General features: G+C 73.4%; 22 protein-coding genes. 7 read left to right on the top strand and 15 right to left on the bottom strand.

The features are described from left to right. Positions 1 to 99 precede the first annotated feature (99 nt). The 4 genes from ACFVXG_RS09605 (at position 100) to ACFVXG_RS09620 (ending at position 4654) form a co-directional block, all read left to right on the top strand. Positions 100 to 1011, top strand: coding sequence for a hypothetical protein (locus tag ACFVXG_RS09605; RefSeq protein ID WP_387925926.1), 912 nt, complete (start codon positions 100 to 102; stop codon positions 1009 to 1011). Between the two features lie 194 nt (positions 1012 to 1205). Next, the gene (locus ACFVXG_RS09610; RefSeq protein ID WP_387925928.1) at positions 1206 to 2708 is read left to right on the top strand and encodes a peptidoglycan-binding protein; all 1503 of its coding nucleotides are present in this window, start codon (positions 1206 to 1208) and stop codon (positions 2706 to 2708) included. Next, positions 2705 to 3406 (top strand): ABC transporter ATP-binding protein, encoded by a 702-nt coding sequence (locus tag ACFVXG_RS09615; protein WP_387925930.1) that lies wholly within the window; start codon positions 2705 to 2707, stop codon positions 3404 to 3406. Before ACFVXG_RS09610 ends, ACFVXG_RS09615 begins: the two co-directional genes overlap by 4 nt. Next, a complete protein-coding gene (locus ACFVXG_RS09620) occupies positions 3407 to 4654 on the top strand; it encodes an ABC transporter permease (protein ID WP_387925932.1) in 1248 nt (415 codons plus the stop codon). It begins immediately after the preceding gene. Positions 4655 to 4836: 182 nt separating this feature from the next. Here the strand turns inward: ACFVXG_RS09620 and ACFVXG_RS09625 are convergent, their stop codons facing one another. The 3 genes from ACFVXG_RS09625 to ACFVXG_RS09635 form a co-directional block, all read right to left on the bottom strand. After that, positions 4837 to 5526 (bottom strand): hypothetical protein, encoded by a 690-nt coding sequence (locus ACFVXG_RS09625; protein ID WP_387925934.1) that lies wholly within the window; start codon positions 5524 to 5526, stop codon positions 4837 to 4839. A gap of 94 nt (positions 5527 to 5620) precedes the next feature. Further along, positions 5621 to 6397 carry a hypothetical protein gene (locus ACFVXG_RS09630; RefSeq protein ID WP_387925935.1) on the bottom strand — a complete coding sequence of 259 codons (777 nt, stop codon included), beginning with the start codon at positions 6395 to 6397 and terminating at the stop codon, positions 5621 to 5623. Further along, positions 6394 to 6939, bottom strand: a complete 546-nt coding sequence (locus tag ACFVXG_RS09635) for an RNA polymerase sigma factor (protein ID WP_387925937.1) — start codon at positions 6937 to 6939, stop codon at positions 6394 to 6396. The genes ACFVXG_RS09630 and ACFVXG_RS09635 overlap by 4 nt, the downstream gene beginning before the upstream one ends. An 86-nt stretch (positions 6940 to 7025) precedes the next feature. Here ACFVXG_RS09635 and ACFVXG_RS09640 point away from each other — a divergent pair, with 86 nt between their 5' ends. Both ACFVXG_RS09640 and ACFVXG_RS09645 read left to right on the top strand, forming a co-directional pair. Further along, on the top strand, positions 7026 to 7937 hold the full coding sequence (locus ACFVXG_RS09640; protein ID WP_387925939.1) for a serine/threonine-protein kinase: 912 nt from the start codon (positions 7026 to 7028) through the stop codon (positions 7935 to 7937). Positions 7938 to 7979: 42 nt separating this feature from the next. Beyond that, positions 7980 to 8867, top strand: coding sequence for an LLM class flavin-dependent oxidoreductase (locus ACFVXG_RS09645; protein ID WP_387925941.1), 888 nt, complete (start codon positions 7980 to 7982; stop codon positions 8865 to 8867). Between the two features lie 6 nt (positions 8868 to 8873). On the opposite strand, the gene ACFVXG_RS09650 is transcribed toward ACFVXG_RS09645, so the two are convergent. Continuing rightward, positions 8874 to 9056 (bottom strand): hypothetical protein, encoded by a 183-nt coding sequence (locus tag ACFVXG_RS09650; RefSeq protein ID WP_387925943.1) that lies wholly within the window; start codon positions 9054 to 9056, stop codon positions 8874 to 8876. Between the two features lie 166 nt (positions 9057 to 9222). Between ACFVXG_RS09650 and ACFVXG_RS09655 the strand changes: the two genes are divergently transcribed. Then, the gene (locus ACFVXG_RS09655; protein ID WP_387925945.1) at positions 9223 to 10071 is read left to right on the top strand and encodes an HAD family hydrolase; all 849 of its coding nucleotides are present in this window, start codon (positions 9223 to 9225) and stop codon (positions 10069 to 10071) included. A gap of 85 nt (positions 10072 to 10156) precedes the next feature. Here ACFVXG_RS09655 and ACFVXG_RS09660 read toward each other — a convergent pair whose 3' ends face one another. The 11 genes from ACFVXG_RS09660 to ACFVXG_RS09710 all read right to left on the bottom strand — a co-directional run bounded on the left by ACFVXG_RS09660 (position 10157) and on the right by ACFVXG_RS09710 (position 24457). Continuing rightward, entirely contained in the window at positions 10157 to 10933 is a 777-nt protein-coding gene (locus ACFVXG_RS09660; RefSeq protein WP_387926489.1) for a phosphate ABC transporter ATP-binding protein, read from the bottom strand. A 133-nt stretch (positions 10934 to 11066) separates the two neighbouring features. Continuing rightward, positions 11067 to 11981 (bottom strand): sortase, encoded by a 915-nt coding sequence (locus ACFVXG_RS09665; protein ID WP_387925947.1) that lies wholly within the window; start codon positions 11979 to 11981, stop codon positions 11067 to 11069. Beyond that, positions 11978 to 13789, bottom strand: a complete 1812-nt coding sequence (locus ACFVXG_RS09670) for a substrate-binding domain-containing protein (protein WP_387925949.1) — start codon at positions 13787 to 13789, stop codon at positions 11978 to 11980. Before ACFVXG_RS09670 ends, ACFVXG_RS09665 begins: the two co-directional genes overlap by 4 nt. Positions 13790 to 13827: 38 nt before the next feature. Further along, positions 13828 to 15147 (bottom strand): phosphate ABC transporter permease PstA, encoded by a 1320-nt coding sequence (pstA, locus tag ACFVXG_RS09675; protein WP_387925950.1) that lies wholly within the window; start codon positions 15145 to 15147, stop codon positions 13828 to 13830. Between the two features lie 91 nt (positions 15148 to 15238). After that, positions 15239 to 16270 (bottom strand): phosphate ABC transporter permease subunit PstC, encoded by a 1032-nt coding sequence (gene pstC, locus ACFVXG_RS09680; protein WP_387925952.1) that lies wholly within the window; start codon positions 16268 to 16270, stop codon positions 15239 to 15241. A 351-nt stretch (positions 16271 to 16621) separates the two neighbouring features. Further along, complete coding sequence (locus tag ACFVXG_RS09685; protein WP_387925954.1) at positions 16622 to 19204, bottom strand: hypothetical protein; 2583 nt, start codon at positions 19202 to 19204, stop codon at positions 16622 to 16624. A 248-nt stretch (positions 19205 to 19452) separates the two neighbouring features. Further along, entirely contained in the window at positions 19453 to 20052 is a 600-nt protein-coding gene (locus tag ACFVXG_RS09690; protein WP_387925955.1) for a hypothetical protein, read from the bottom strand. A gap of 193 nt (positions 20053 to 20245) precedes the next feature. Further along, on the bottom strand, positions 20246 to 21286 hold the full coding sequence (locus ACFVXG_RS09695) for a PstS family phosphate ABC transporter substrate-binding protein (protein WP_387925957.1): 1041 nt from the start codon (positions 21284 to 21286) through the stop codon (positions 20246 to 20248). Positions 21287 to 21604: 318 nt separating this feature from the next. After that, on the bottom strand, positions 21605 to 22009 hold the full coding sequence (locus ACFVXG_RS09700) for a hypothetical protein (protein ID WP_387925959.1): 405 nt from the start codon (positions 22007 to 22009) through the stop codon (positions 21605 to 21607). Further along, the gene (locus ACFVXG_RS09705; protein WP_387925961.1) at positions 21999 to 22370 is read right to left on the bottom strand and encodes a hypothetical protein; all 372 of its coding nucleotides are present in this window, start codon (positions 22368 to 22370) and stop codon (positions 21999 to 22001) included. Before ACFVXG_RS09705 ends, ACFVXG_RS09700 begins: the two co-directional genes overlap by 11 nt. A gap of 278 nt (positions 22371 to 22648) precedes the next feature. Then, positions 22649 to 24457, bottom strand: coding sequence for a GAF domain-containing protein (locus ACFVXG_RS09710; protein WP_387925962.1), 1809 nt, complete (start codon positions 24455 to 24457; stop codon positions 22649 to 22651). Positions 24458 to 24503: the final 46 nt, after the last annotated feature.

The raw sequence follows: 24503 nt of genomic DNA on the forward strand, positions 1-24503 counted from the left end.
CGGTCGGGTGCCGGGGGAGGTTGCCGGACCCCGGCGGGGCCGCGACGGTGCGAGGCTTGCGTCGACAGGCGACGTCGGACATGAAGAGGGCGCGTTGAGATGCGACTGAACAGGGCTCAAGTGGTCATCTCTGTCGTGGCTTTAGCGGTGCTCGCCGCAGGCTGCAGCAACGACACGAAGGCGGGCGGTGATTCCGACAACGTGGGCGAGCCCGTGGTCCCGCAGATCGGCGCGGACCCGGCAGACGGCTCGCCGGTGACCCATCCGCTGGACGGCTACTCGGTAGGGGCCGAGGAGTCCGCGCTGATCTTCCGGGCCATGGGCCAGGCCACCCGGACCTGCATGACCGCCAAGGGGTTCGACTACGACCCTGGGCCGGTGTCGACACCTCCCCCGCCGACTCCCATCGACACCTCGCTCCTGGGCCTGCTCTCCGTCTCCGCCGCGCAGCAGACCGGGTACCACCGGCCGCCCAGGCCAGGAGGCAACGGCACCTCCGGTACGGGTAATCCGTCCGGGCAGGGCCCCGAATACCAAAAGGCTCTGATGGGGGATCACGGGACCAAGGCCGGTGCCGCCGATCCCAAGGCAGACCGGGGCTGCATGGGAGAGTTCGAACGGCGGCTCCAGGCGGAGGGCGTCAAGAACACCGCCTCGGACTTGGTCGGCACTCTCCGCGCCAAGGCGTACGACCACGCCGCCGTCGACAGCCGGGTCCGCGCCGCGCTCGCGGACTGGCAGAGCTGCATGACCAAGCTGGGTTACAACTACGCGAATCCGGTACAGGCGAGTTCGGCGGCCTGGCCGGAGCAGGTGTCACAGGAGGAGCGGGACACAGCGGTCGCCGACATGAACTGCAAAGAGCAGGTGAAGCTGCTGGGCACCTGGAATGCCGTGCTGACCGCCTACCAGCAGGTGTACATCAGCAGGAACGAGCAGGCCCTCCAAGCAGACAGGGAAATCTCCCAGCAACGGATCGCCGCAGCCAAGAAGCTGCTGGGCCAGGCATGACGGCGGTGGCAGGCGGCCGTCGCCGTGGTTGGCTCCTGCTGTCGGAGTGCTGAAGGCAGACCAGGGGTGGCTCCCGCGATACTGCGGTACCAACTCGGGTTCGTTGTCGGCCGATCGTCTCCACACCCCCTTACGTCGCACGACATCCGATAGGCCATGCTCTTCCCGAGGGCACCGTCAAGGAGGAGGCACCGTTGACCACGACGATGGGCGCTGACGACATGGCCCAGCCTCTTCCGTCTTCCCCGCCGGGCCGATCGCGGGCCGCGCGGCGGCGGCGGGTGCTGCTGGGGGTGGCACTGGCGGCCGGGCTGGTGGCGGTGGGCGGGGTGGGGGCGGCGACGCTGGTGCAGTCCCCGGCGGAGCGGGCCGCGCGGACCGCGCCGCCGCCGAGCAGCCTGCTCACCGCGCCGGTGGTCAGCCAGGTGCTGACCCCCTCGATAGCCGCCCGCGCCGTGGTGTACCCGCCGGCCCAGTACAACGTGGTCCCGGCCGCCGCCTCCACCGAGGTGACCGCGCTGTTCGTCTCCAAGTTGGGGGTGAAGCAGGGGGACGCCGTGACGGCCGGGAGGCTGCTCGCCGAGGTGTCCGGACAGCCGCTGTTCGCCTTACCCGGGCCGGTGCCCGCCTACCGCGACCTCAAGCCCGGCAGCACCGGCCCCGACGTGGCCGAACTCCAGTCCGCCCTGGCCGGGTTGGGCCACGGCAGCGGCGAGGACGACCAGGGCTCCTACGGGCCCGGCACGGCCGCCGCGGTGTCGGCCTTCTACCGCGGGCTCGGCTACCCGGTGCCGACCACCGGCGCCACCACCCAGCAGGCCGTGGACACCGCCCAGAAGGCCGTCGACACCGACCGGCAGACGGTGGACACCCTCACCGCCCAGAAGAAGGCCGGCACCGCCGCACCGCCCCAGACCCCGCCACCGAACCAGCAGCCCCCCACCGGCGACCTGGACCAGCAACTCGCCAACGCCAGGAAGCAGTTGGCCGCCGACCAGACCGCCCTCGGCAAGGCCAGGGCCGTCAACGGCCCGATGGTCCCGGCCGCCCACGTCCTGTTCCTGCCCGCGCTCCCGGCCACCGTCACCGCCGTCAACGGCGCGGTCGGCTCACCCGTCTCCGGCACCCTGCTGTCGCTCACCAGCGGCGGCCTGGCCGTCACCGGCCAGCTGACCCCGGCCCAGACCGCGGGCGTGCGGCCGGGCATGGCCGTCGAACTGCTCGCCGAGGACACCGGCACCACCGTCCCCGGCACCGTCGCCGAGGTCGGCGCCCCGACCACCGCCGCCCCGGCCGGCAAGGTGATCGCCCTCGGCGGCGCGGGCGCCCCGGCCGCCGGGCCCGCCCAGCCCGGCGCTGCGGGCCCGGCCCCCGGAGTGCCCAACAACCAGCCCGGCGCCCAGAGTTACGTCCCGGTGACGATCACCCCGGACACCCCGCTGCCCGCCACGATGAACGGCAAGAACGTCCGGCTCACCGTCCTCAAGGCCAAGGCCGGCGCCCCCGTCACCGCCGTCCCGGTCGCCGCGATCTCCACCAACGCCGCCGGCCGGACCTCCGTCACCACGGTGGACCCCGCCGGGAACCGCACCACCGTCCCGGTCACCACCGGCGTCACCGCCGACGGCCTGGTGGCCGTCACCCCGGCCGACGGCACCCGGCTGCGCCCCGGCGACCAGGTGGTGGTCGGCAAATGACGACAGCAGCAGCACCAGCCCCGCCCGTCATCGCCCTGCACGGCGTCGCCCGCACCCACCCCGGCCACCCGCCCGTCACCGCCCTGCACCCCACCGACCTGACCGTCCACCGCGGCGAGTACCTGGCCGTCACCGGCCCCTCCGGCTCCGGCAAGTCCACCCTGCTCCACCTCCTCGGCCTGCTCGACACCCCCACCAGCGGCCGCTACGAACTCGACGGCATCGACACCGCCGGCCTGCGCGACCGGGACCGCTCCACCCTGCGCGGACACCGGATCGGCTTCGTCTTCCAGTCGTTCCACCTGCTCCCGCACCGCACCGCCGAGGAGAACGTCCTCCTCGCCCAGGTCTACAACCGCACCCCGCGCCGCACCCGCCGCACCGCCGCCCTGACAGCCCTGCACCTGGTCGGCCTCGGCCACCGCACCGACGCACTGCCCGCCACCATGTCCGGCGGCGAGCGCCAGCGGGTCGCGATCGCCCGCGCCCTGGTCAACCGCCCCAGCCTGCTGCTGTGCGACGAACCGACCGGCAACCTGGACTCGGCCAACGCCGAAGCCGTGCTGGACCGCTTCGACGCCCTGCACGCCCAGGGCTTCACCCTGGTCGTCATCACCCACGACCCGTCCGTGGCCGCCCGCGCCCAGCGCCGGGTCGTCATCCGCGACGGCCGCCTCACCGCACCCCAGGAGGCCTGAGTGGCCCGCTCCGTACTCCCCGGGCCGCCCTCCCGTCTCAGCCCCCGCGACCTGCTCTCCGAGGCCCTCTCCGGCATCCTGCAGCGCCCCGGCCGCTCCGCCCTGACCCTGCTCGGCACCGTCCTGGGCATCGGCGCCTTCGTCGCCGTCCTCGGCCTCACCGCGACCGCCACCGGCCAGATCGGCGAACGGTTCAGCCTCACCAAGGCCACCACCGTCACCGTCACCGACCGACCGCGCACCGACGGCACCGCCCCCGGCACCAACCCGCCCAGCGACTTCCCCGCCGACGCCGACCACCGCATCACCTCGATCGACGGCGTACGGGCCGGCGGCCTCTGGTGGCCGGTGCCCGCCGCCCCGACCCTCTCCCGCCGCCCGGACGGCCCCGACGAAGGCGCCGGACTGTCCGTCCTCGCCGTCACCCCGGGCGCGGTCACCGCGATGGAACCCACCCTGACCGCCGGAGTCACCCTGGACGACTTCGCCCAGCACACCGCCCAACCGGTCGTCCTGCTCAGCGAGGCCGCCGCCAAACGCCTCGGGATCAGCCGCCTGGACGCCCAGCCCGCCGTCTTCATCGACCGCATCCCGTACACCGTCATCGGCGTCTACACCGACGTCCAACGCCAGCCCGGCGCCCTGCTCGGCCTGCTCATCCCCGCCAGCACGGCACTCGAACACTTCGGCAACCCCTCTCCGCAGCCCGACCGCGCCGCCCAGGCACTGGTCGCCACCCGGATCGGCGCGGCCCCCGTGGTCGCGGCCCAACTCCCCCTCGCCCTGCGCCCGGACGCCCCCGACGCGTTCACCGTCGTCCCCCCGCCGGACCCCCACAGCCTCCAGGACACCGTCACCTCCGACCTCACCGGACTCTTCCTGGCCCTGGCCGGGATCTGCCTGCTGGTCGGCGCCGTCGGCATCGCCAACACCACCCTCGTCGCCGTCCTGGAACGCACCCCGGAGATCGGCCTGCGCCGTTCCCTGGGCGCCCGCACCGGCCACATCGCCGCCCAGTTCCTCACCGAGTCCACAGCCCTCGGCACCCTCGGCGGGCTGATCGGCACCGGCCTCGGCGCGGTCACCGTGATCGGCGTGGCCGCCGCCCGCGACTGGACCGCCGTCCTGCAGCCCGCCACCACCCTGCCCGCCCCGCTGATCGGCACGGTCGTCGGCCTGCTGGCCGGCCTCTACCCGGCCCTCCGCGCCGCCCGCACCGACCCCCTGACCGCCCTCAGGAGCGCATAGACGGGGGCGGCGGTGAGGTCCCGCGCGTGCGGGAAGGACCTGACTCCGTCGGCTGGGCCCGGCCTGGGCACAACCACGGGTCGGCTGAGGACACGGTGCACGGCCCCTGGGCGTGCGGGCCCCTTCGATGTCCGGGGCCGGCCCGGCTCCGCCCGGTGGCGCGGGCGGAGCGGGGCTGCCGGTCAGGAGGAGAGACGGTTCAGTGCCGCAGTGGCGATGCCTTCGACGTAGGGCGAGGCGTCGGTGGGCTGGCGGTTGAGCTCGACGAGGGCGACCCTGGTGCCGCTCCGCAGGACCGCGACCCCTCCGCTGACGGTGCCGTCGCCGTTGTGGGCCAGGTACCAGCGGGCGGTGCCGCCGGCGGCGGTCAAGGTGTGGGCCTCGCCGTAGTGCCAGTGGCCGGCGGGCTCGTCCTGGCAGTCCTGGACGAGCGCGACGAGCTGCTGCTCCCAGGTGGCGGCCGCGGCCTCGGTGGGGGCGTTCGCGGCCAGCTCGTGGAGGTTGGCCTTGCTGTCGAGCGTCCAGGTCACGGACGCGTACCCGGTGGCCTGGCCCTTGGTCAGGTCGCTCATCGTCTCCTCGCCGGAGCACGCGGACAGCCCCTCGCGTCCGGTCAGCTCGACGGTCGCGCCGACCGGGTTCAGGCCCTTCGGGAAGTCCTGGCTCTGGACGAGGGCGGCGGAGCCGAATCCGGACGCGGCGACCGCGGTGCGGTGCACGGAGTTGTGCGCGGAGCTGTGCGCGGCCGGGTCGGCGGTGGCCGACTGGGCGCCGACGACGCCGACGGTGATCAGCGAGGCGGCGAAGCAGGCCGCGGCGGCGAGCCGGTTGCGGCGGACGGACTTCTGCTGGACGGTCCGGTTCTCGGTCATCTGGTCCCCCTGCTGGTCGGGACGCCTGCTGCGTCCTCGTACAACCGGGGAGATGCCGCCGGAGGAGGGAAAGTTGGAGCCCGGACCGGCTGTTTCACAGCCGTGACAAAGCGGTCCTGACGACGCGGTCCATCGCGGCCGTGCCCAGGCACGCGTAGACCTCCAGCACCCCGTAGTGGTTGCCGCTGCGCAGCACGGCGATGCCGCCGCAGGGCTCCTTGCCCTCGGGCGCGCTGCCGGTGGTGTTGAGCGCTCCCTGGTACGTGCCCATCCAGCTCGCGGTGACGTCCGGGGCGAGCTGCACCGTGGTGGTCCTTCCGTAGAGCCAGTGCCCCGCCGGTTCCTCCTGGCAGGCCGCCGCCTCCAGCAGCAGGCGCCCGGCGTAGTTCTGCGCCAGGGAAGGGCTCTCGGCCTCGGCGGCGACCTCGCGGGCGACCTGGTCGACGTTGTCGGCGGCCAGCGTGGGGTCGTCCGGGCTGGTGCGGGTGCCGGTGATCAGTCCGCGGAAGTGGGCACCGGGCCCGCCGACGGTCTGGCCGAGGGTCTTCTCGCCGGAGCAGGCCGCGTTGGCGTACGCCCCGTCGCCGTACCGGTCGGTGACGTGGATCCGGCCGACGCCGACATCCGGGCCGAACGCCGCGGCTTCCAGCAGGTTCGCGGTCGTCACCGGCCCGGTCGCACCGGTCGCACCGGTCGGCGAGGCGGAGCCGGTCGCCGAGGACGCGGGCGCCGGGGCGGACCCGCCCGGGGGCGGTGGCAGGACGAACCGGCCGGCCGCCAGCCCGAGCGCGGCGGCCGCCACCAGGGCGGCGACGGCGGACCGGAGCCGGACGACGGCGTGGCCGCCGCCCGCCGCGGGACCGCCGTTCACGGACCGGTGACCAGGCGCTCGCGCATGAAGCGGCGGGCCTGGTGGATGCGGTCCTTGACCGTGCCCAACGGGGCGCCCAGCTCCTCGGCCACCTGGACGTAGGTCAGGTCGCCCAGGTCGCGCAGCACGAAGGCCTCCACCAGGGTGGGGTGCTGCTGCTCCAGCGCGGCCAGCGCCTCCATCAGGTCGAGCCTGGTCCCGGCGATGACGCTGGTGGTGCGCGGGTCGGCGGACTCGGGGAGGTCGGCGTGGCTGTCCTCGGCGCGCCGGCGCATCGAGCGGTAGGTGGACCGGGCGGCGTTCGAGGCGATCACCGTCACCCAGCCCAGGAAGGAGCCTCGGCCGCCGTAGTCGCCCAGGTGCGTGCTGATGGACAGCAGCGCGTCCTGCGCGGCCTCCTCCGCGTCGGCGTGGTGGGGCAGGAAGCGCGAGCAGCGGCGCAGCACCACCGGCCGCAGCTTGGCCAGCAGGTACTCCATCGACTCCGCGTCGCCCGCCTGAGCGGCCGTCACGAACCGTTCCAGCTCGACTTCCTCGAACACCCGGATCCCCCGTTTCGTCCCGCCTGGCAGCCCACCCGCCGCACGGGAGTTCCGCGCTCCCCCCGGCTCCGGCAGAATGCTGCCACATGCGCAAGCTCGGCCGTTATCTCCTCCTGGAGCGCCTCGGAGCCGGCTCCTTCGCGACGGTCTGGAAGGCCTACGATCCGGAGCTCGACACCGAGGTCGCGGTGAAGGTGCTGGCCGAGAACTGGGCCGCCAACGCCGATGTGCGCGAGCGGTTCCTGGTGGAGGCGAGGCTGCTGCGCCGGATCGCCAGCCCGCGGGTGGTCCGGGTGCACGACGTCGGGGTGCAGGAGGACCGGCCCTACTTCGTCATGGACTACGTACGCGGCGGCACCCTGGCGGACCGGGTCGGGCGGTGCGACCCGCAGGAGGCGCTGCGGCTGGCCGCGGAGGCGGGCTACGCGGTCCAGGTCCTGCACGAGGCGGGCGTGGTGCACCGCGACGTCAAGCCGTCCAACCTGCTGCTCGCCACCGGCCCCGCGCCCGCCGCGGTGCTGGTGGCGGATCTGGGCAGCGCGAAGCAACTGGCCGACGCGTCCGGGCTGACGGTGACCACGGGCACGCCCGCGTACATGGCACCGGAGCAGGCCTTCCAGACCGGCGGGTTCGACGGGAGGGCCGACGTGTACGCGCTGGCCGTCGTGGCCTACGAGCTGCTGACCGGGCGGAAGCCGTTCGGCCCGGGCGGACGCGCCACGGCCCTGATGACCGGGCAGCCGACGGCCTCGACGCTGCCGACGCTCCCAGCCGGAGCGGAGCTCCCACCGAACCTCGCCCTGCTGCTACGGGCTGCGATGTCCGTCGAGCCGGCGGACCGACCGCCGACCGCCCGGGCCTTCGCGGACGCGCTGCTGGCTCCCGTCCCGCAGTCCCGGCCCCTGGCAGGCCCGGGGTGGCTGACCGCGCGCGCGGTCTGGCTGGCGTCCGGCACGGTGTTCATCGCGACGGCCCTGCTGAGCTGGCTGCTGCGTTGAGTCCGACCGGGAGCCGCTGACGGCTGCCGTAGGGTCGGCGGTATGCGACTGAGCACGGTGATCCTCCCCATCCACCGGTGGAGCGAGGGGCAGAAGATCTGGCGGCGGGCCGAGGAGCTCGGGTTCCATGCCGCGTACACCTATGACCACCTGTCCTGGCGGTCGTTCCGGGACGAGCCGTGGTTCGGGTCGGTGCCGACCCTGACGGCGGCGGCGTGCGCGACCGAGCGGATCAGGCTCGGGACCTTGGTGACCTCGCCGAACTTCCGGCACCCGGTGACCCTGGCGAAGGAGCTGATCACGCTGGACGACGTGTCCGGCGGGCGGGTCACGCTGGGGATCGGGGCCGGGGGGACGGGCTTCGACGCGACGGCGATGGGACAGGAGGCGTGGTCGCCGAAGGAGCGGGCGGACCGGTTCGGGGAGTTCCTGCCGCTGCTGGACGAGCTGCTGCGCAGCGACGCCACGACGCGTGAGGGCACGTACTACTCTGCGGTCGAGGCGCGGAACATCCCCGGCTGCGTGCAGACGCCGCGGGTGCCGTTCTACGTGGCCGCCGCCGGGCCGCGCGGGATGCGGCTGGCCGCCGAGTACGGGCAGGGCTGGGTGACGTACGGGGACCCGAAGGGCCCGGCGGACGTGCCGGTGGAGCAGGCGCCCGGGGTGATCGCCGCACAGATCGAGAAGCTGACGGCGGCCTGCGAGGCCGAGGGCCGGGACGTGGCGACGCTGGAGAAGATGCTGCTCCAGGGCTCGACGGCGGAGAAGCCGCTCCAGTCGCTGGACGCCTTCGTGGACTGGGCCGGCACCTACCGGGAGCTGGGCGTCACCGAGCTGGTGATCCACTGGCCCGTCCCGGACTCGATCTACCAGAACGACCTCGCGGTCTTCGAGAGGATCGCCACCGAGGGCCTGGCCCAGCTGGGCTGAGGCCCGTCAGGGGTGCGGGCGGGTGCGCTGCGCCGGGAAGGCCGGCGGCTGGTCCGGGGTGCGGCGGGCGAGCTCGGCGAGGGTGTGGAAGAGCACCTCGCCGAGCAGGACCGGCTCGCGGGAGGCGGCGTCGGGATCCGGGGAGGGGAGGGTCGGGGGCGGCTCGTCACGGAGCTGGCGAGTGGGCATGGCTCTTCCTGCCGACGGGGTGACCAGGGGGTTCCTGCCCGCCGGGCCGCGGCGACACCCCGGACGGGGGCGGATCGGCCGGAAAGCGGCGCCGGAAGGGCCGGAACCCGTCCCTACGGTCAGGTCGGGTGCGGGTCGGGTACCGCCGGAGTCGACGGCGGCGGCGATGGGCGAAGATGGACCGGTGACCGAACCCCGCAGCGCTCCCCGCCTCATCGCCACCGACCTGGACGGCACCCTGCTGTGCTCGGGCGGCACCGTCAGCGATCGCACCGCCGCGGCCCTGGCGGCGGCCGAGGCGGCCGGGGTGCAGGTGGTGTTCGTGACCGGCCGGCCGCCGCGCTGGATGCAGCAGGTGAGCCCGCACATCGGCGGTCACGGGGTGGCGATCTGCTCCAACGGCGGCGCGATCGTGGACGTGCGGCGCGGCGGCGAGCTGATCGAGTACTTCCCGATGTCGGCGGAGACCACGCTGGCCGTGGTCGAGGCGCTGCGGGCGAAGCTGCCCGGCACCGCCTTCGCGTTCGAGTACGCGGACGGCTGGGCCCGGGAGCCCGGGTACGAGGTGCTGATGTGGGGCGACGACGAGGTGCGGGCGATCGGCCCGGCCGAGGAGCTGCTGGCGGACGGCGGCCCGGTGCGGGACCTGTTCAAGCTGCTGGCCAAGCACCCCGACCTCGACCCGGACCCCTTCCTCGCCGAGGCCCGTACGGCGGCCGGGCACCTGGCCGAGATCACCCGCTCCTCGCCGATCCCGCTGCTGGAGATCAGCGCGCCCGGCGTCACCAAGGCCAGCACGCTGGCCCGTTGGTGCGCCGAGCACGGGATCGACCGGGCCGAGGTGGTCGCCTTCGGCGACATGCCGAACGACCTGGAGATGCTGGCCTGGGCCGGCACCGCGTACGCCGTCGCCAACGCGCACCCGCAGGTGCTGGCGGCGGTGCCGCTGCACACGGTGAGCAACGAGGAGGACGGCGTCGCGGCGGTGCTGGAGGAGCTGATCAAGCTCCGCTAGCCGCTCCGCCCCGCCGCGCCCCTCCGACCCGCCGAGCCGCTCCGACCCGCCGAGCCCCTCCGACTCCCCTGGCGCTCCGACTCCCTTAGCCGAAGCGGCCGTTGACGTAGTCGGAGGTCCGCTGGTCACGCGGGCTGCCGAAGACCTGGGCGGTGGGCCCGGCCTCGACGATCCGGCCCGGGGTGTCGTGGGTGGCCAGGAAGAACGCGCAGGTCTGGGAGACCCGCTGGGCCTGCTGCATGTTGTGGGTGACGATCACGATGGTGAGCCGCCCGCGCAGCTCCGCGATGGTCTCCTCGACCCGGCGGGTGGAGGTCGGGTCGAGCGCCGAGCACGGCTCGTCCATCAGCAGGATGTCCGGCGAGACGGCCAATGACCGTGCGATGCACAGGCGTTGCTGCTGACCGCCGGAGAGCGAGCCGCCCGGGGTGTGCAGCCGGGTGGCCACCTCGTCCCACAGCCCGGCGCGCCGCAGGCTGGTCTCCACCAGGTGCCGGCGCTCCTCCTTGGAGACCTTGATCCCGGCCAGTTTGAGCCCGCTGGAGACGTTGTCCTGGATGGACATCGCCGGGAACGGGTTGGGCCGCTGGAACACCATGCCGATCCGGCGCCGCACCTCGGCGGGGCGCCGTCCGGGCCGGTAGACGTCGTCCCCGTCCAGCAGCACCTCGCCGGCCAGGGCGGCGCCGCGCACCATCTCGTGCATCCGGTTGAGGATCCGCAGGTAGGTGGACTTGCCGCAGCCGGACGGGCCGATCAGCGCGGTGACCTCGCCGGCCGGCATCGCCAGCGAGACCCGCTCCAGCACCTTGCGGCTGCCGAACCAGGCGGAGACGTCCCGGGTCTCCAGCCCGGCCAGCACCCCGTCGTGGGGGCCGGGGGCCGGCGGGACCGGCGGGAGGGTGAGGGTGTCGGCGGCCGGGTCGAGCGCCGCGTCGTGCGGCTGGTGCGTGGTGTCGGCGGTGTCGGTCATCGGTACGTCCTCCGGGCGCGCGTCAGTAGAGGTTGGGCAGCAGGGCGGCGGCGTTCTCGTAGACCGCCCAGAGCAGCGCGCCGACCACCGGCGCGGCGCTCAGGTAGGCGGTCGAGCGGCGCCAGTACCGGGCCAGCAGCAGGGCCCCGGCCACCGCGCACAGCAGCGCGAGCGACCACAGCTGCAGCGTGGCCAACGCGCCCTTGTCCGCGGCCAGCGCCTTGTCGTACCCGACGGCGGCGGGGCGGCCGCCGGGGTTCTGCTCCGGGTCGCCCTCCAGCCGGGCGCCGACCATCACGGTGGAGCCGGGGATCCAGTCGGAGTCGCCGGTGACCAGCACCAGCCGGTTGCGGGCCGGGTCGGTGATCGGGTGGTCGCCGTCGCCGTACACGTTGACGACGTAGGTGAACTTGCCCTGCCCGGTGGTGGTTTCGATCCGGTCGCCGACCCGCAGCTCGGACAGCCGGGCGAACGGCGCGCCGAAGGTGGCGCCGCGGCCGAACAGCACCGCGACCCCGCCCTGGCCGGGCAGCGCGGTGTCCCGGCGGTGGCCGGGGCCGCGCATCAGGTCCCGGCCGGTGGTGCCCTCGACCACCACGGTCTGGTGGAGGCCGATCGCCGGGATGTCCACCAGCGCCACCGGGTCGCCGTCGGCGGCCGCGCCGGTCGGGGCGACGGCGCGGGCGAGCTGGTCCTGGAAGGTCTTGTACGCCGTCGACTGGTAGTGCCGCTCCTGGACGTGCGAGAGCGTGAACAGGAAGCCGACGAAGCCCAGCACCAGCGCGGCCAGCAGGCTGACCGCCCAGGCGCCCTGGAGGAAGCGGCGCCGGGCGGGGGTGACCCGGGTCTCCGGCCCGGCCGCCGGGCCCGCCGCGGCCACCGCGGACGGCACGGACGGCGGCGGGACGACCGGCTTCTCCAGGACCGGTGCCGTCACGAGGCACCGCCCGAGCCCTTGCGCCGGCGCAGCAGCCGGCGGCCGAGCAGCGGCGGGACGAGGACGACGGCGAGCAGTTCGACGGCGGTCAGCGAGGAGAGCATCCAGTCCTCGGGCTTGCCGCTCACCTCGACCACGTTGGCCGCGACCTCGGTGGAGCCGCCCCGGCCGCGCGCGACCACCTGGCCGGTCTGCGGGTCGACCGCGTCGCCGGAGCCGTCGCCGCCCGCGTTCGGGTCCCCGGCCGCGGCGGCGTTCGGGTCGCCGCCCGCCGCGGCGCCGCCGGTACCGGCCGCGTCACCGCCGCCACCCGCGCCGCCCCCGGAGCCGTCGCCGTGGCCGGTGCCGCCCGTGCCGCCGGCGGCGCCGCCGCCCGTGCCCCCGGAACCGCCGGAACCGCCCGTGCCGCCGGAGCCGCCGGTGCCGCCCGAACCGGTCTTGACCGCCTGGCCGTTCTGCACGGTGCAGTCCAGCGGGGAACCCTGCTTGTCGCAGGGGCTCGGCTGCGGGGCGTTCTTGAGGACGGTCAGCTCGCCGGCCGAGTTGAACGTCGGGTTGGCGCAGTTGGACAGGGTGTCCGGGTTGACCGGGCTGGCGTTGCCGGGGATCGACTTGGTCTGCAGCAGCCCGCCCTTCACCAGGCCGCGCGGGATCGGCGAGTAGCCGAGGCCGTCGGCCTCGCCCTGGCCCTGGCAGAGCACGTAGGCGAGGAAGCGGCTGAGCGCGGCGCCCTTGTCGTTGTTGAAGCGGCCCGGCGGGGGCAGCTCGGCGCCGGCCCGCGGCACGATCACGTAGCTGTAGCTGGAGATCGGGTACGAGCGCGGGTCGTCCATGGTGTAGACGCCGTCGAGGTTCTGCTGCAGGTAGTTCGGGTCGGACGCCGGCGTGTCGTCGTCCACGCCGCGGATCTTGGCGGCGGTGAGCGCGATGGCCACGTTGGAGGCGGTCGGCAGCGAGTAGTAGCCGGCCTGGTTGAGCACCTTCACGACCGGCCAGTTGCTGCGCTTGGCGAAGGCGTACTCGTCGTAGCCGATGGTGCCGAGGCCGGCCGCCGCCTTGATGTAGCCGGCCACGACGTCGGAGCCGTTCTGGGCGACCATCCGGCCGGACGGCGGGAAGAACTCGGTGTAGTCACCGCAGGTGGTGCCGTTGACCGAGGAGCAGTAGGCGTCCCACTGGTCCTTGTGGGTGTGCTCCATCCAGCGGGTGAACTGGGCGGTGGCGCCGGAGCCGTCCGAGCGGACCACCGGGGTGATCGGCAGGTTGGGCAGCTGCTTGCCGTAGTCGGCGGTGACCTTCTGGTCGTTCCAGTTGGTGATCTTGTTGGTGAAGATGTCCACGATGGTCTGCGGGGACAGCCGCAGGTCGCGGACCTGCTTGCCGCCGACCACCAGGTTGTACATGAAGGTCGTGCCGCCCGCGGTGATCGGCACGTAGGAGAAGCCGTAGACCGGGTTCTCCCTGGTGCCCTGACCGCTGGTGCGGGCACCGGAGTTGAGGCCGGTGTCCTCGGAGCTGCGGAACGGCACGTCGGAGGCGGTGAAGTCGTCCTGGCCGTTGCTCCAGGCGGTCCGGCCGGCGGCCGAGCCCACCGGGTTGAAGCTGATCTGGATGCCCTGCGGCCCGACGTCCTGGCGCCACTGGTCGATGGCCGGTCCGGCCCAGCTGGACCCGTCGGCGCTCAGCGCGACCGATGCGGCGAAGGCCGGTGCGGCCTGCCCGAACAGCAGGGTGCCCGAGGCGAGCAGCAAGGACAGCAGTCCCGCCAGGACACGGGCCACGGAGCGCCTTGCGGCCTCCCATGACATGAGAACTCCTCTGGTACGGAGGGTGGTTGGGTGGGTCATCAGCTGTTCCCGGGCAGTGCCGCGGTGGGGTGGACGGCCGTTCGGGCCGTGCTCGGGTGGGCTCCGGTCGAGCGGGCGACGGTCGAGCGGGCGACCGCGACCGGACGGACCGTCCCGGCCCGCCGGGTGGACCGGGCGGCGCTCTCGGCCCGCCGCGCCTCCCGGTCGATCCGGCGCCGCTGCCCGCGCGTCAGCTCACCGGGGCGGCGGCCGCCGAGCACCCGCGCGGTGACGAACAGGATCAGCACCAGGGCCATCAGGGTCAGCCCCGCCGCGAAGGCGCGCGCGACCATCTCGGGGTAGGGCTGCTTGACGTAGTTCCAGATGTACAGCGGCAGCGACACCTGGTGCTCGTGGAACGGGTCGGCGTTGAACTGCGGGGTGAAGCCCGAGGTCAGCAGCACCGGCGAGGTCTCCCCGATGCCGCGCGCCACGCCGAGCACGACCGCCGTGACGAGGCCGGGCCGGGCGGTCGGCAGGACGACGTTCCACACCGTCCGCCACTGGCTGCCGCCGAGCGCGTAGGAGGCCTCGCGCAGGGTGCCCGGCACCAGCCGGATGACCACCTCGGAGGCCCGGGTGACGATCGGCATCATCATCACCGTGAGGGCGAGCGAGGCCGCGAAGCCGCTCTTGTCGAAGCCGAGGGTGAGGATCACGATGCCGAGCACGAACAGGCCCGCGACGATCGACGGCAGCGCCGTCATCGCCTCGACCAGGGTCCGCACCGGCTTGGCCATCCGGCCGCCGACCTCGGACATGAAGATCGCCGCGGCGATGCCCAGCGGCACCGCGAACAGCGTGGCCAGGCCCACCTGTTCGAGCGAGCCGACGATCGCGTTCAGCGCGCCGCCGGAGGTGATCGGGGAGAGCGCGGCGGTCCGCTCCATCGACTCGGTGAAGAAGTTGAGGTGCTGGGCCGCCTCGTACCCGCGCACCCCCAGGTAGCCGACCTGGTCGACGATCAGGGCCAGCACCAGCAGGCCGGCGCTCCACGCCACCACGGACACCAAGCGCTCGCGCACCAGCAGCGGGCCCCACTGGAGCCGGCCGAGCGTGAAGTAGGCGCCCAGGAACAGCAGGTACCAGCAGACCAGGAAGCCGAAGGCGCCGCTGAACGGCAGCACCCGCTCGTACAGCATCCAGTTCAGCGCCAGCGAGCCGATCGCCGAGCCGGCCACGGTGAACACGTCCTCGCGGGTCACGCCGCCGAGCTTCACCCGCTTCTCCGGACGCGGCTCCGCCGGGCCGGCCGCGGGCGCGGCGGCCCCCGGTCCGGGCGCCGCGGCGTCGGCCGGAGGCAGGTCGAGCGTGGTCATCGGGTCGTTCCCTTCGACGGGGTCTCAGCCGGGGTGTCGGCGGGGGTGTCCTCGGGGGTCCGCACGGGACCGGTCATGTCCGTACGCCGCCTCAGTCGGCGGTGGAGGCCCCGGAACGGGACCGGTTGATCACGAAGCCGGCCGCCACGTTGACCAGCAGGGTCAGCGCGAACAGCACCAGGCCGGCCGCCATCAGCGCGGAGAGCGAGAGCGCGTCCGACTCGCCGAAGCGCAGTGCGATCAGCGCCGAGATCGAGTTGGCGCCGTTCTCCAGGATGTGGGTGATGGCCTTGAAGTTCGGCGAGATGATCAGCGCGACCGCGATCGTCTCGCCCATGGCCCGGCCGAAGCCCAGCATGATCGCGCCGATCACGCCGCCCCGGCCGAACGGCAGCACCACCGTGCGCACCATCCCCCACCGGGTCGAGCCGAGCGCGTAGGCGCCCTCCCGCTCGCCCTGTGGGGCCTGGGAGAAGACCTCCCGGCTGAGCGAGGTGACGATCGGGATGATCATCAGCGAGACGACGACGCCCGCGATGAAGGTGGAGGAGGTGTAGGAGGTCCCGATGTCGCCGGTGCGCACCTTCAGGAACGGGATCGTGTCGCCGAGGTGGTTGGAGAGCCAGCGGCTGAAACCGATGATCCGCGGCTGGAGGAAGAACAACCCCCACAGGCCGTAGATGATGCTCGGGATCGCCGCCATCAGGTCGATCAGCGAGACCAGCGAGGCGCGCAGCCGGGCGGGCGCGTACTCGGAGATGAAGATCGCGGTGGCGAGCGCCACCGGAACGGCGATGACCAGCGCGATCACGGCGATCAGCAGGCCGTTCGGCAGGACGGCGGCGATGCCGAAGGTGTGCGCCGCGGTCTGCCACTTCTGCTCGGTCAGGAACGACCAGCCCACGGCGCGCAGCGCGTCCGAGCCGCGCAGCAGCAGGAAGAACGCGATCAGGCCCATGATCGCGAACACCGAGAGCCCGGCCACCCGCAGCACGCCGCGGAACACCCGGTCGCCGGGGGTCGCGGGGGCGGTGATGGTGCGCGGGACGTCGGCGTCGGCTCCGCGGTCGGGTGTGCCCGGGGGCCCGGCGGACGAGGCCGCGGGCTCGGCGGCGGCTGTCATGCTCTGCTCTCCGTGCTCGGGTGCGGATGCCGGGCGGCGCCCGGACTGGACGGTGGCGCGAAGTCGGTGCGGGGGACGGCCGGTTGGCGGCGGGCGGCGGTTCCGGTGCGTACCCATTCGGCCATCCGGAGGTGGCCGCATCGGGTCGCGCGTGTGTACGAGACCCCAACGAGGCAGTTGGGTGCAGGAGTTGGCGGGTCGGACGGTGATCACCGGCCGACCGGCGCGGGCCGGACGGAATCCGGCCACCCGTTCGACTCCGATCAACTGCCTTTGCACATCAGGGAGTTGATCAGAGCGACCGAGGGCCCGACGGGACCGGAACGGCGGTCCCGTCGAGCCCTCGTGCCCTCAGGGCCGACGGCGCAGCCGCGACCAGCCGCTCCGCAGCCCCGCCAGCGTCCGCTCCCCAGCCGGTGTGCCGCCCAGGATCAGCGCCGCCGGCCCGCCGACCAGCAGCACCAGGCCGCCGATCAGCGCGATCGGGAGGAGCAGCCGGGCGGCGCCGGAGCGGTCCGCCGCCGGTGTCCCGGCCGCGACGGGCGCGGCGCTCAGCGACTTGCCGGGCGCGCTCGGCGTGGCACTCGGGGCCTTCCCGCCGACCGCGGCAGCCGCCGCGCCGGTGCCACCGGCCGCCGCCGTGCCGGCCCCGAGGCCGCCGGTCGTGGCCTCGCCGGAGCCGGAGCCCCCGCCGGTCGTGGCGTCGCCGGCCGCGGCACTGACCGGGGTGGTGGCACCGCCCGCCGAGCCCTCCGCCGCGGTGCCCCCGGCCGTGCCCCCGTCGGCGGGGGTGACGGCCGGCGGGTTCGGCGGCGCGGCCTGGTTGCCGGGCAGCTTGGCGTCCTGCGTCTCCACGTGGGTGGCGGCGTCCGCCGCCTGGGCCCGCTGGGCGCTGGTGAGCGCCAGGAAGCCCGGCGCCAGGTGGCCCGGCTCGTTGCCGTAGACCTGGCCGCTGGTCGTCGTGCTCCGCAGGAACCTGGTGATCGCCGCCGCCTTGTCGGCCGGGACGCCCTGGGTCGGCACCATGGCGTACTGCACGGTGGTCAGCGGGTAGGCCCGGTGGTCGCGCGAGTAGGCCGTGTCGGCGGTCCCGTACGGCAGCGACTGCACACCGGTGGAGGCGTCGACGGTCATGTCGGCGACGGCGGCCTGGAAGCCGGTGGTGCTCGGCGAGACGAACGAGCCCGCCGGGTTCAGCAGTTGGGCCTCGGGGAGGGAGTAGGCCTTGGCCTGGCCGGTGTCCATGATCGAGAACAGCGTCCGGGTGCCGGGCTCCATCGGCACGCAGGCGTCATGGCCGCCCGCGCCGTTGAGCGTCGCCTGGATGCAACTGGGCTTGTTCTGCAGGGTCCTGCGGACCAGGTCGCCGAGCCCCGAGGTGACCGGGTTCCACTCGAACTCGCGCCAGTGCTGCTCCTCGTTCGTGGGCTTGGGCTTGTCGATCCCGGACGAGTCCTGCCGGATGAAGGTGTCGACCGGGTAGCCGGAGAACGCGGGCCGCAGGTAGTAGGTGTCGATGTGCATGCCCCACGGGTCGGGCTCGCCGTCCAGGAACCGCGCGGCGTCCGGGTCGGCGGCGATCCACGAGGTCAGCTGGTAGACCAGGTCGGTCGTCCCGCCCACGACGGTCGGGGCGAACTCGTTGACGTTGCAGAACTTCGGCCACTTGAGCCCGGAGGAGTCGGGCAGCGGGTTCAGCGCCAGGAACTCCGGGTCCGCGAAGATGCAGGTCGGGTTCCCCTTCACCGAGTCGACGGCGCCCTTCGGCGAGTAGGACTGGGTGAGCAGCTTCGCCAGCAGCCGGGCGTTCAGCTTCATGTCCCTGATCTGCCGTCCCGTCGCCGAGTCGTCGACCAGGAAGACCACCGACACCCCCGAGGTCGCCAGCGGCGCGTAGACGTACGGGCGCGCCGGAGGGTCGGTGTCCGGCCGCGCCGTCAGGGCCACGTCCGTCGTCCCGGAGAGGAAGCGGCTGCGGGCCTGCGGCTCGCCGCTGGCGGACAGGTACTGGAACGACAGCGGCGAGTCGCCGATGCACAGGCCGGCCCGCCACTTCTGGACCGCCCGGTTGGCCATCTCCAGCCCCTCGGAGACGAACGCGGGCGCCTGCGAGTCGCAGGCGGCGGGCGTCGGCGCGAAGGACAGCGGGATCACCTTGGCGTTCGCCCAGGCGCACTGCTCACCGCTCGACATCCCGTTCATGGCGACCCGGTTGAACACCGCGTCGGCTGCGGTGGTGCGGGAGCGCTGCTTGTCGACGGTGTGGTTCGCGCAGTCCACCGTGCGGTCCTTGGTGGTCGCCCCGAGGCTGTCCCCGCCGTAGTTGGCCTCCACCACCAGGGAGCACGCGTGGGTGGCGTCGCAGCCCAGGTGCGGGCTCTGATCCGAGGTGTACAGCTGGATGTCCGCGGCTCCGGAGCCGTCCGGGCCGGTCGGGGCGATCACCATGTTGCTCGGGAAGTCCGGGGCCGTCACCTTGGGGGCCTGCTGCTGGAAGCCCGCCGACGCGTCCCCGCCGTACAGCGAACTGTCGTAGCAGTCGGTGATGTTGGGCGTCGCGCCCTGGCACTCGTAGATGCGCACGGCGTAGAAGGTGGTGGCGTCCGCGCGGTGCGCCGTCGGTCGCGGGTTGCCGACGCCGTCCACGGTCGGCGTGAAGCCGCTCCAGGAGACCTGGACCACCTGGTTGGTGAGGTCCCTGGTCTGCGAGACGGTGATGCTCCCGGGCTTGCCGGGCGTCCCGGGGTTCTTCGGGTCGAACAGGGCCGGCCCCTGGACCGTCACGGTGGAGGACTCCGCCACCGCCTGCGGCCCGGCGCCCAGGCCGATCGGCACCACCCCGAGGGCCACCACCACCGACCACACCAGCGCGGCCGCCGGGAGGCGGCGGCGCCACCACCCCGGATCCCTCCGGTCGGGCAGTCGGACTCTCATGGCGGGCACCTCCGTGCGAATCCGCGCCGCCCAGGAGCCGGCGCAAAGGGAATCGGGCATGCCGACGGCCGGGCACTCCCAGTACCCACCATTCGGCCAGCCGGACGTGTCCGGATCCGGTCGACAGGGTGTACGAGAACACAACGCGGCTCCCCTGGAACGGAGTTGGGAACTCCCCTTGCGCACGAGCGGGCCCGCGCCGGAGCGCGGGCCCGTCGACCGGCGAATGCTCCCCGCGGAGCGCCGGATCAGCTGCCGGGGGTGTAGGACAGCGCGAGCGAGCCCACCGACTGGCCGCCGGTGAAGTACGTGGTGCCGAGCGCGGTGTCGAGGTACTGCGCCCCGGCCGCGTCCACCTGGAGGCTGGTGGCCGACACCGTCTGGGTGGTGCCGGTACGCCCCCGCTGGGTGAAGCCGCGCGGGTCCAGCAGCGCCACCGAGGTGGTACCGCCGTCCGGGACGCCCGAGAAGTTCCAGGCCCGGACGGCGAAGTCGAGCTGCTTGAAGGCCACGTTCTTGCCGTTGTTGAGGTTCACGAACAGCAGGCCGCCGCCGAACTGCACCGAGCCGTTGAAGGCCGGGATGTTGGCGACCCCACCGGTCACCGGGAAGGTCGTGGTGAGCACGTTGTTGGTGTCGTCCGCCGTGGCCGAGGGCAGCGGGAGGACGACGATGCCGTTGAGCGCGGTGTTGGCCAGGAACTGCTGATCGACGGTGATCACCGCGCTGCCGGTGGGCGCGGTGGTCGTGGCGACGGTGCCGTCGGCCGCGGCCACACTGCTGAAGCCGGTGATCCCGAGGACCACGGCCGCCCCGGTGGCAGCGAGACGGGCGCCGATTCTTGCCATGTTGTACTCCCTGGGAGAGGTGAGGTGGTGCGGTGGTGACAGGTGGTCAGAAGGGTTCGGAGGTCGTGTCAGGACTCGGGAGGGTCGCGTTGTGGCCGGCAGCGTCGGCCCTCCCGGGTCCGCCACGGCCGGCGGCCCGAAGGCCGGCGGCCACGGGCACCAGGTCCGTGGCCGCCGGGTCGTACGGGGTCGATCAGGAGTGGATGGTGCTGCCGCAGGCGCCGGCCGGCAGCGGCAGGAAGCCGAAGCTCTGGAGGTCGGCGGTCGCGGTGGAGTTGGTGCAGATCCAGCCGTTGGTGCCGAAGATGGCCTGCAGCGCGGTGCCGTGGGTGTCGGTGGCGACGAACTCGGCGTGGCGCAGGACGTTGTACACCGAGCGGGCGTAGTTGGTGCCCGCGAAGGCGTCGGTGATCACCTTGTTGGTGGTGTCGACCGGGGCGACGCCGTCGATGCTGCGGATGGTCAGCGGGCCCTGCACGTCGTTGCCGCTGCCCCGGCTGTAGTACACCTGGCCGATGTAGTGGGCGACGGAGTAGGGGACCAGCGCGTCGGGGTCGTTCAGCGCGGCGTCGCTGCCCTGGTTCTCCTGGACGCCCTGGGTGACGCAGGAGTTGATGGTGGTGACGCCGAGCGTCTTCAGGAAGAACGCGCGGGTGCCCGAGTTGGCCTGCGGCAGGAAGGGCTTGATGGTGTTGGTCGACAGGCTCGGGTCGATCTGGTTCCAGGTGGTGACGTTGCAGTTGAAGATGTCCTTCAGGTTCTGCGTGGTCAGGTTGGCCGGCGCGTGGCCGCCGTTCTGGGCCGCCCAGGACACCGCGTCCGTCGCGTAGGCGACGAAGTCGAAGGTGTTCGGGTCGGTGGACTGCGGGTCGCGCGAGGAGCGGGCGAAGTCCACGGTCGCGCTGGTGTTGGCGTTCAGCGCGGCGATGCCGGCGCCGGAGCCGTTCGGGCGGGTGATCGAGGTCGCGCCGGTCTTGGTGGTGATCGGCGAGCCGCCGGTCGCGTCCCAGCTGTACAGGTGCGGCAGGGTGGAGCCGGAGCCCAGGGAGGCGTTGTAGTCGGCGGAGAACTGGTTCAGCACGGCCTGGGTGGTGTCCGAGCCGACGCCCACGATGTCCTGGGCGGCCGGGGTGACACCGGCGGCCGGGTCGGCGACGGCCGCGCCGGAGACGACGGTGACGAGCGAGGTCGCCAGCGCGGCGACGGTGAGCAGCTTGGCAGCGGTCTTACGCATGTTCCTCTTCCTCCGTGGGAGAGACGTACATCGCGTGAACCCGTGCTCCGGGGGGAGTTCGGGGCCGGGGGGCCGTGTCTGCTGCGGCCGCTCCGGCAGTGCAGATCCTGTCCGGCCGGGAGGTTCGGTCGGAAGGGTGGTCGAGGGCGGCCGGGGATTGTCGACTCATCGGTTCGACGAGGTTTAGGCACTGGTCAGCGTGGACGCGACAGGGGCGTTACGGGGTGGCCGAACCCGGTCGACGTTCTTCTCCAGGAGGCGGCTCGGGGTGTTGCCGGAAACCTCCGCTTCACCGGGACAGCACGGACGGAGCACCGGCTACAGCGGCCAGCGGCCGTCCCGTCCGGACCGCCGCAACTCCTGCCCCACCCACTGCAGTCCGGCCAGGAAGCCCTCGACGCCCGCCTGGCACTGGTCGCGCCGCAGGTAGCCGCGGGCGCTGCGGGCGACCGGCACGCCGGCGGCCGCTCCCGGGCGGGTGGTGCGCACCGGCAGGTGGGCGGACCAGACCCACTGGCGGCCCTCGGCCTGGGCGGTCGAGCAGCGCAGCGCGGCCCGTTCGATGATCAGTTCGCGCACCGCTTCGGCGAGTTCGTCCTCGCTGCGGTACGTCCGCACGCCGACGCCGAGCGGCCGTCCGTTGGCGGCGCGCAGCGCCCAGCCCACGCAGCGGTCGGCCGCGGGCACGATCAGCAGCCGCGGTCCGCGCCGCTCAGCGGCCATCGGGGCGTCTCGACGGCACGGGTCTCCGCGGGAGTTCCCGCGCGGGCAGGTCGCGGGCGGGCACGTCACGCACGGGCACGTCGCGTACAGGCGCCTCGCGTACGGGCGCCTCGCGCGGTGGCTGCTTGGCGAGCAGCACGACGAACCGGCGGAAGGCGTTCTGGCACGTCGCGTACCGCTCGTACGCGCGGCTGGAGCGCACCTCGGGCAGGCTGCGCGATCCGGGGATGACCCAGACCCATCCGATCCCGTCGCGGACATGGGTGATCCGCGCGGTCAGTTCGGCGGCGCCGATGCGCAGTCCGTCGAAGCCCCGCTCGGCTTCGCCGGGCGTCTCGAACAGCGCGGGGGTGATCGCCACCACCCGGCCGTTGGGAGCCTTCAGCTGCCAGCGGTAGCGCCCGTCCGGTGCGCGCTCGGTCCGGAACCCCCCTCGACTCGCCCCTGCTGCGGTGTGACCGCGGCCGGAACCGTCCACTGCCCCTCCGTCCAGTGGTACAGATCAGCGCCGTCCCCTCCGGGACGGGAGCCAAGCTATGTGTGCACACGGAACCGCCGAAAGCCCAGAACGTTCACAACTTGCGCTGTTGGTCGGGAAGTTCTCCCTCGTTCAGCTTTCACCTATCGGTGTAAGAACCCTTATAGCCGGGCCGTCCAGCGCACCATGGCGCCCTTCCGGTAGGGGCCCCGCTCGTGCCAGGCGGCGCCGCCGAGGGCCTCGGCCCGCCGGGTGAGGTTGAGCAGTCCGCTGCGCCGGCCGCCCTGGGGGATGCCGACGCCGTCGTCGGTGACGGTGAGCAGTACGCCGGGCCGCCCGGCCCGGTCGAGCGACTCGGGGTCGCCGCCGAGGGGCCGGCCGTCGTCGGCCAGGTGGACGGTCGCGTCGACCTCCACGCCGACCCGGGAGGCGCGGGCGTGCCGGGCCGTGTTGGAGAGCATCTCGCGCAGGGCGGCGAGGAGTTGGCGGCCGGTGTTCTCGCCGACCAGGCTCTCGACCGGGCCCACAAAGCTGACCGAGGGCTTGAAGCCGAGCGCGGCGGCGGCCTGGCTGGCCTCGCGCAGGACGCGGGTGCGCAGGGTGTCGGGGGCGTCGCCGTGGTTGTCGTGCTGAAGGGCGTAGATGGTGGTGCGGACCTCCTGGATGGTGGCGTCCAGTTCGTCGACCGCGTTGCCGATGCCGACCTTGACCTCGGGGACGACGGAGCGGCGGGCGGCGCTCTCCAGCATCATCCCGGTGGCGAACAGCCGCTGGATGACGAGGTCGTGGAGGTCGCGGGCGATCCGGTCGCGGTCCTGGAAGACCGCCAGCCGCTGCTGGTCGCGCTGGCCCTCGGCGAGCCGCAGGGCGAGGGCGGCCTGGGAGGCGAAGGTCTCGGCGAGCTGCTTCTCGGAGTCGGTGAAGGGCAGCGCGCCGCGCGAGCGCCAGACGCAGAGTCCGCCGAGCACCCGCCCGGCGGCGACCATCGGCACGGCCAGCGACGGGCCGAAGCTGCGGGCGAGCCGCATCACCACGGTGGGGTCACTGGACATGTCGTCGAGGTGGACGCTGTCGCCCTCCAGCAGCTGGGCGGCGAAGCTGTCCTTGGGCAGCAGCTCGCCGCGGACGAACTCGGCGGCCTCGCCGGAGGCGTGGGCGACGCGCATCTGGCAGTCCCCTTCGCCGACCGGGCCGGTGGGCAGCAGGATCATGCCGAGCGCGGCGCCCGCCAACTCCCGTACCTGTTCGGCGGCGACGGTGAGCGCGCCCTCGGCCTGCTCGGTGGAGAGCAGGGCGGTGGTGACGGCGGCGGCGCCGGCGATCCAGCGTTCGCGGCGTCGGCCCTCCTCGTACAGCCGGGAGTTCTCGATGGCGACGCCGGCGGCTGCGGCGAGCGCGTGCACGACCTGTTCGTCCTCGGGGGTGAAGGCGCCGCCGCCCTTCTTCTCGGTGAGGTAGAGGTTGCCGAACACCTCTTCGCGGACCCGGATCGGCACGCCCAGGAAGGTCTTCATCTGCGGGTGGTGCGGCGGGAAGCCGGACGAGCGCGGGTCGGCGCCGAGGTCGGTGAGCCGCAGCGGCTCGGGGCGGTCGATGAGCGCGCCGAGGATGCCGCGGCCGGCGGGCAGTTCGCCGATCTCGGCGGCGGTGGCGTCGTCGATGCCGACGTGGATGAAGTCGGCCAGGCCGTGCCCGCCGGGGGCGATCACGCCGAGGGCCGCGTACCGGGCGTCGACGAGTTCGGCGGCGCCGGTGGCGATCCGGTGCAGGGTGGCGTGCAGGTCGAGTCCGGCCCCGATGGAGACCACCGCCTCCAGCAGGCGCTGCATCCGGTCGGTGACCGCGGCGGCCGACTGCAGGCGTTCCGCGACCTCGGTGACCAGGGTGTCCAGTCCGAGCGAGGCGATCTCGGGCACCCGGTGGGGGGTGGGCTCGGGGGCGGTCTCGGGGAGGTCCGGCGTGGGGTCCATGGAGAAAGCCTAGTTTGTACGCTTTTCAGCCGAAGGACGACGCAGC

Source organism: Kitasatospora sp. NPDC058162, assembly GCF_042884005.1.
In the GTDB taxonomy this organism is placed as follows: Bacteria; Actinomycetota; Actinomycetes; order Streptomycetales; family Streptomycetaceae; genus Kitasatospora.

Excerpts from the sequence above, each read along its gene's own strand:
- ACFVXG_RS09605 (WP_387925926.1), top strand. The coding sequence starts at position 100 with ATGCGACTGAACAGGGCTCAAGTGGTCATCTCTGTCGTGGCTTTAGCG.
- ACFVXG_RS09615 (WP_387925930.1), top strand. The coding sequence starts at position 2,705 with ATGACGACAGCAGCAGCACCAGCCCCGCCCGTCATCGCCCTGCACGGC.
- ACFVXG_RS09625 (WP_387925934.1), bottom strand. The coding sequence starts at position 5,526 with ATGACCGAGAACCGGACCGTCCAGCAGAAGTCCGTCCGCCGCAACCGG.
- ACFVXG_RS09640 (WP_387925939.1), top strand. The coding sequence starts at position 7,026 with ATGCGCAAGCTCGGCCGTTATCTCCTCCTGGAGCGCCTCGGAGCCGGC.
- ACFVXG_RS09645 (WP_387925941.1), top strand. The coding sequence starts at position 7,980 with ATGCGACTGAGCACGGTGATCCTCCCCATCCACCGGTGGAGCGAGGGG.
- ACFVXG_RS09650 (WP_387925943.1), bottom strand. The coding sequence starts at position 9,056 with ATGCCCACTCGCCAGCTCCGTGACGAGCCGCCCCCGACCCTCCCCTCC.
- ACFVXG_RS09655 (WP_387925945.1), top strand. The coding sequence starts at position 9,223 with ATGGGCGAAGATGGACCGGTGACCGAACCCCGCAGCGCTCCCCGCCTC.
- ACFVXG_RS09670 (WP_387925949.1), bottom strand. The coding sequence starts at position 13,789 with ATGTCATGGGAGGCCGCAAGGCGCTCCGTGGCCCGTGTCCTGGCGGGA.
- pstA (WP_387925950.1), bottom strand. The coding sequence starts at position 15,147 with ATGACCACGCTCGACCTGCCTCCGGCCGACGCCGCGGCGCCCGGACCG.
- pstC (WP_387925952.1), bottom strand. The coding sequence starts at position 16,270 with ATGACAGCCGCCGCCGAGCCCGCGGCCTCGTCCGCCGGGCCCCCGGGC.
- ACFVXG_RS09685 (WP_387925954.1), bottom strand. The coding sequence starts at position 19,204 with ATGAGAGTCCGACTGCCCGACCGGAGGGATCCGGGGTGGTGGCGCCGC.
- ACFVXG_RS09690 (WP_387925955.1), bottom strand. The coding sequence starts at position 20,052 with ATGGCAAGAATCGGCGCCCGTCTCGCTGCCACCGGGGCGGCCGTGGTC.
- ACFVXG_RS09695 (WP_387925957.1), bottom strand. The coding sequence starts at position 21,286 with ATGCGTAAGACCGCTGCCAAGCTGCTCACCGTCGCCGCGCTGGCGACC.
- ACFVXG_RS09700 (WP_387925959.1), bottom strand. The coding sequence starts at position 22,009 with ATGGCCGCTGAGCGGCGCGGACCGCGGCTGCTGATCGTGCCCGCGGCC.
- ACFVXG_RS09710 (WP_387925962.1), bottom strand. The coding sequence starts at position 24,457 with ATGGACCCCACGCCGGACCTCCCCGAGACCGCCCCCGAGCCCACCCCC.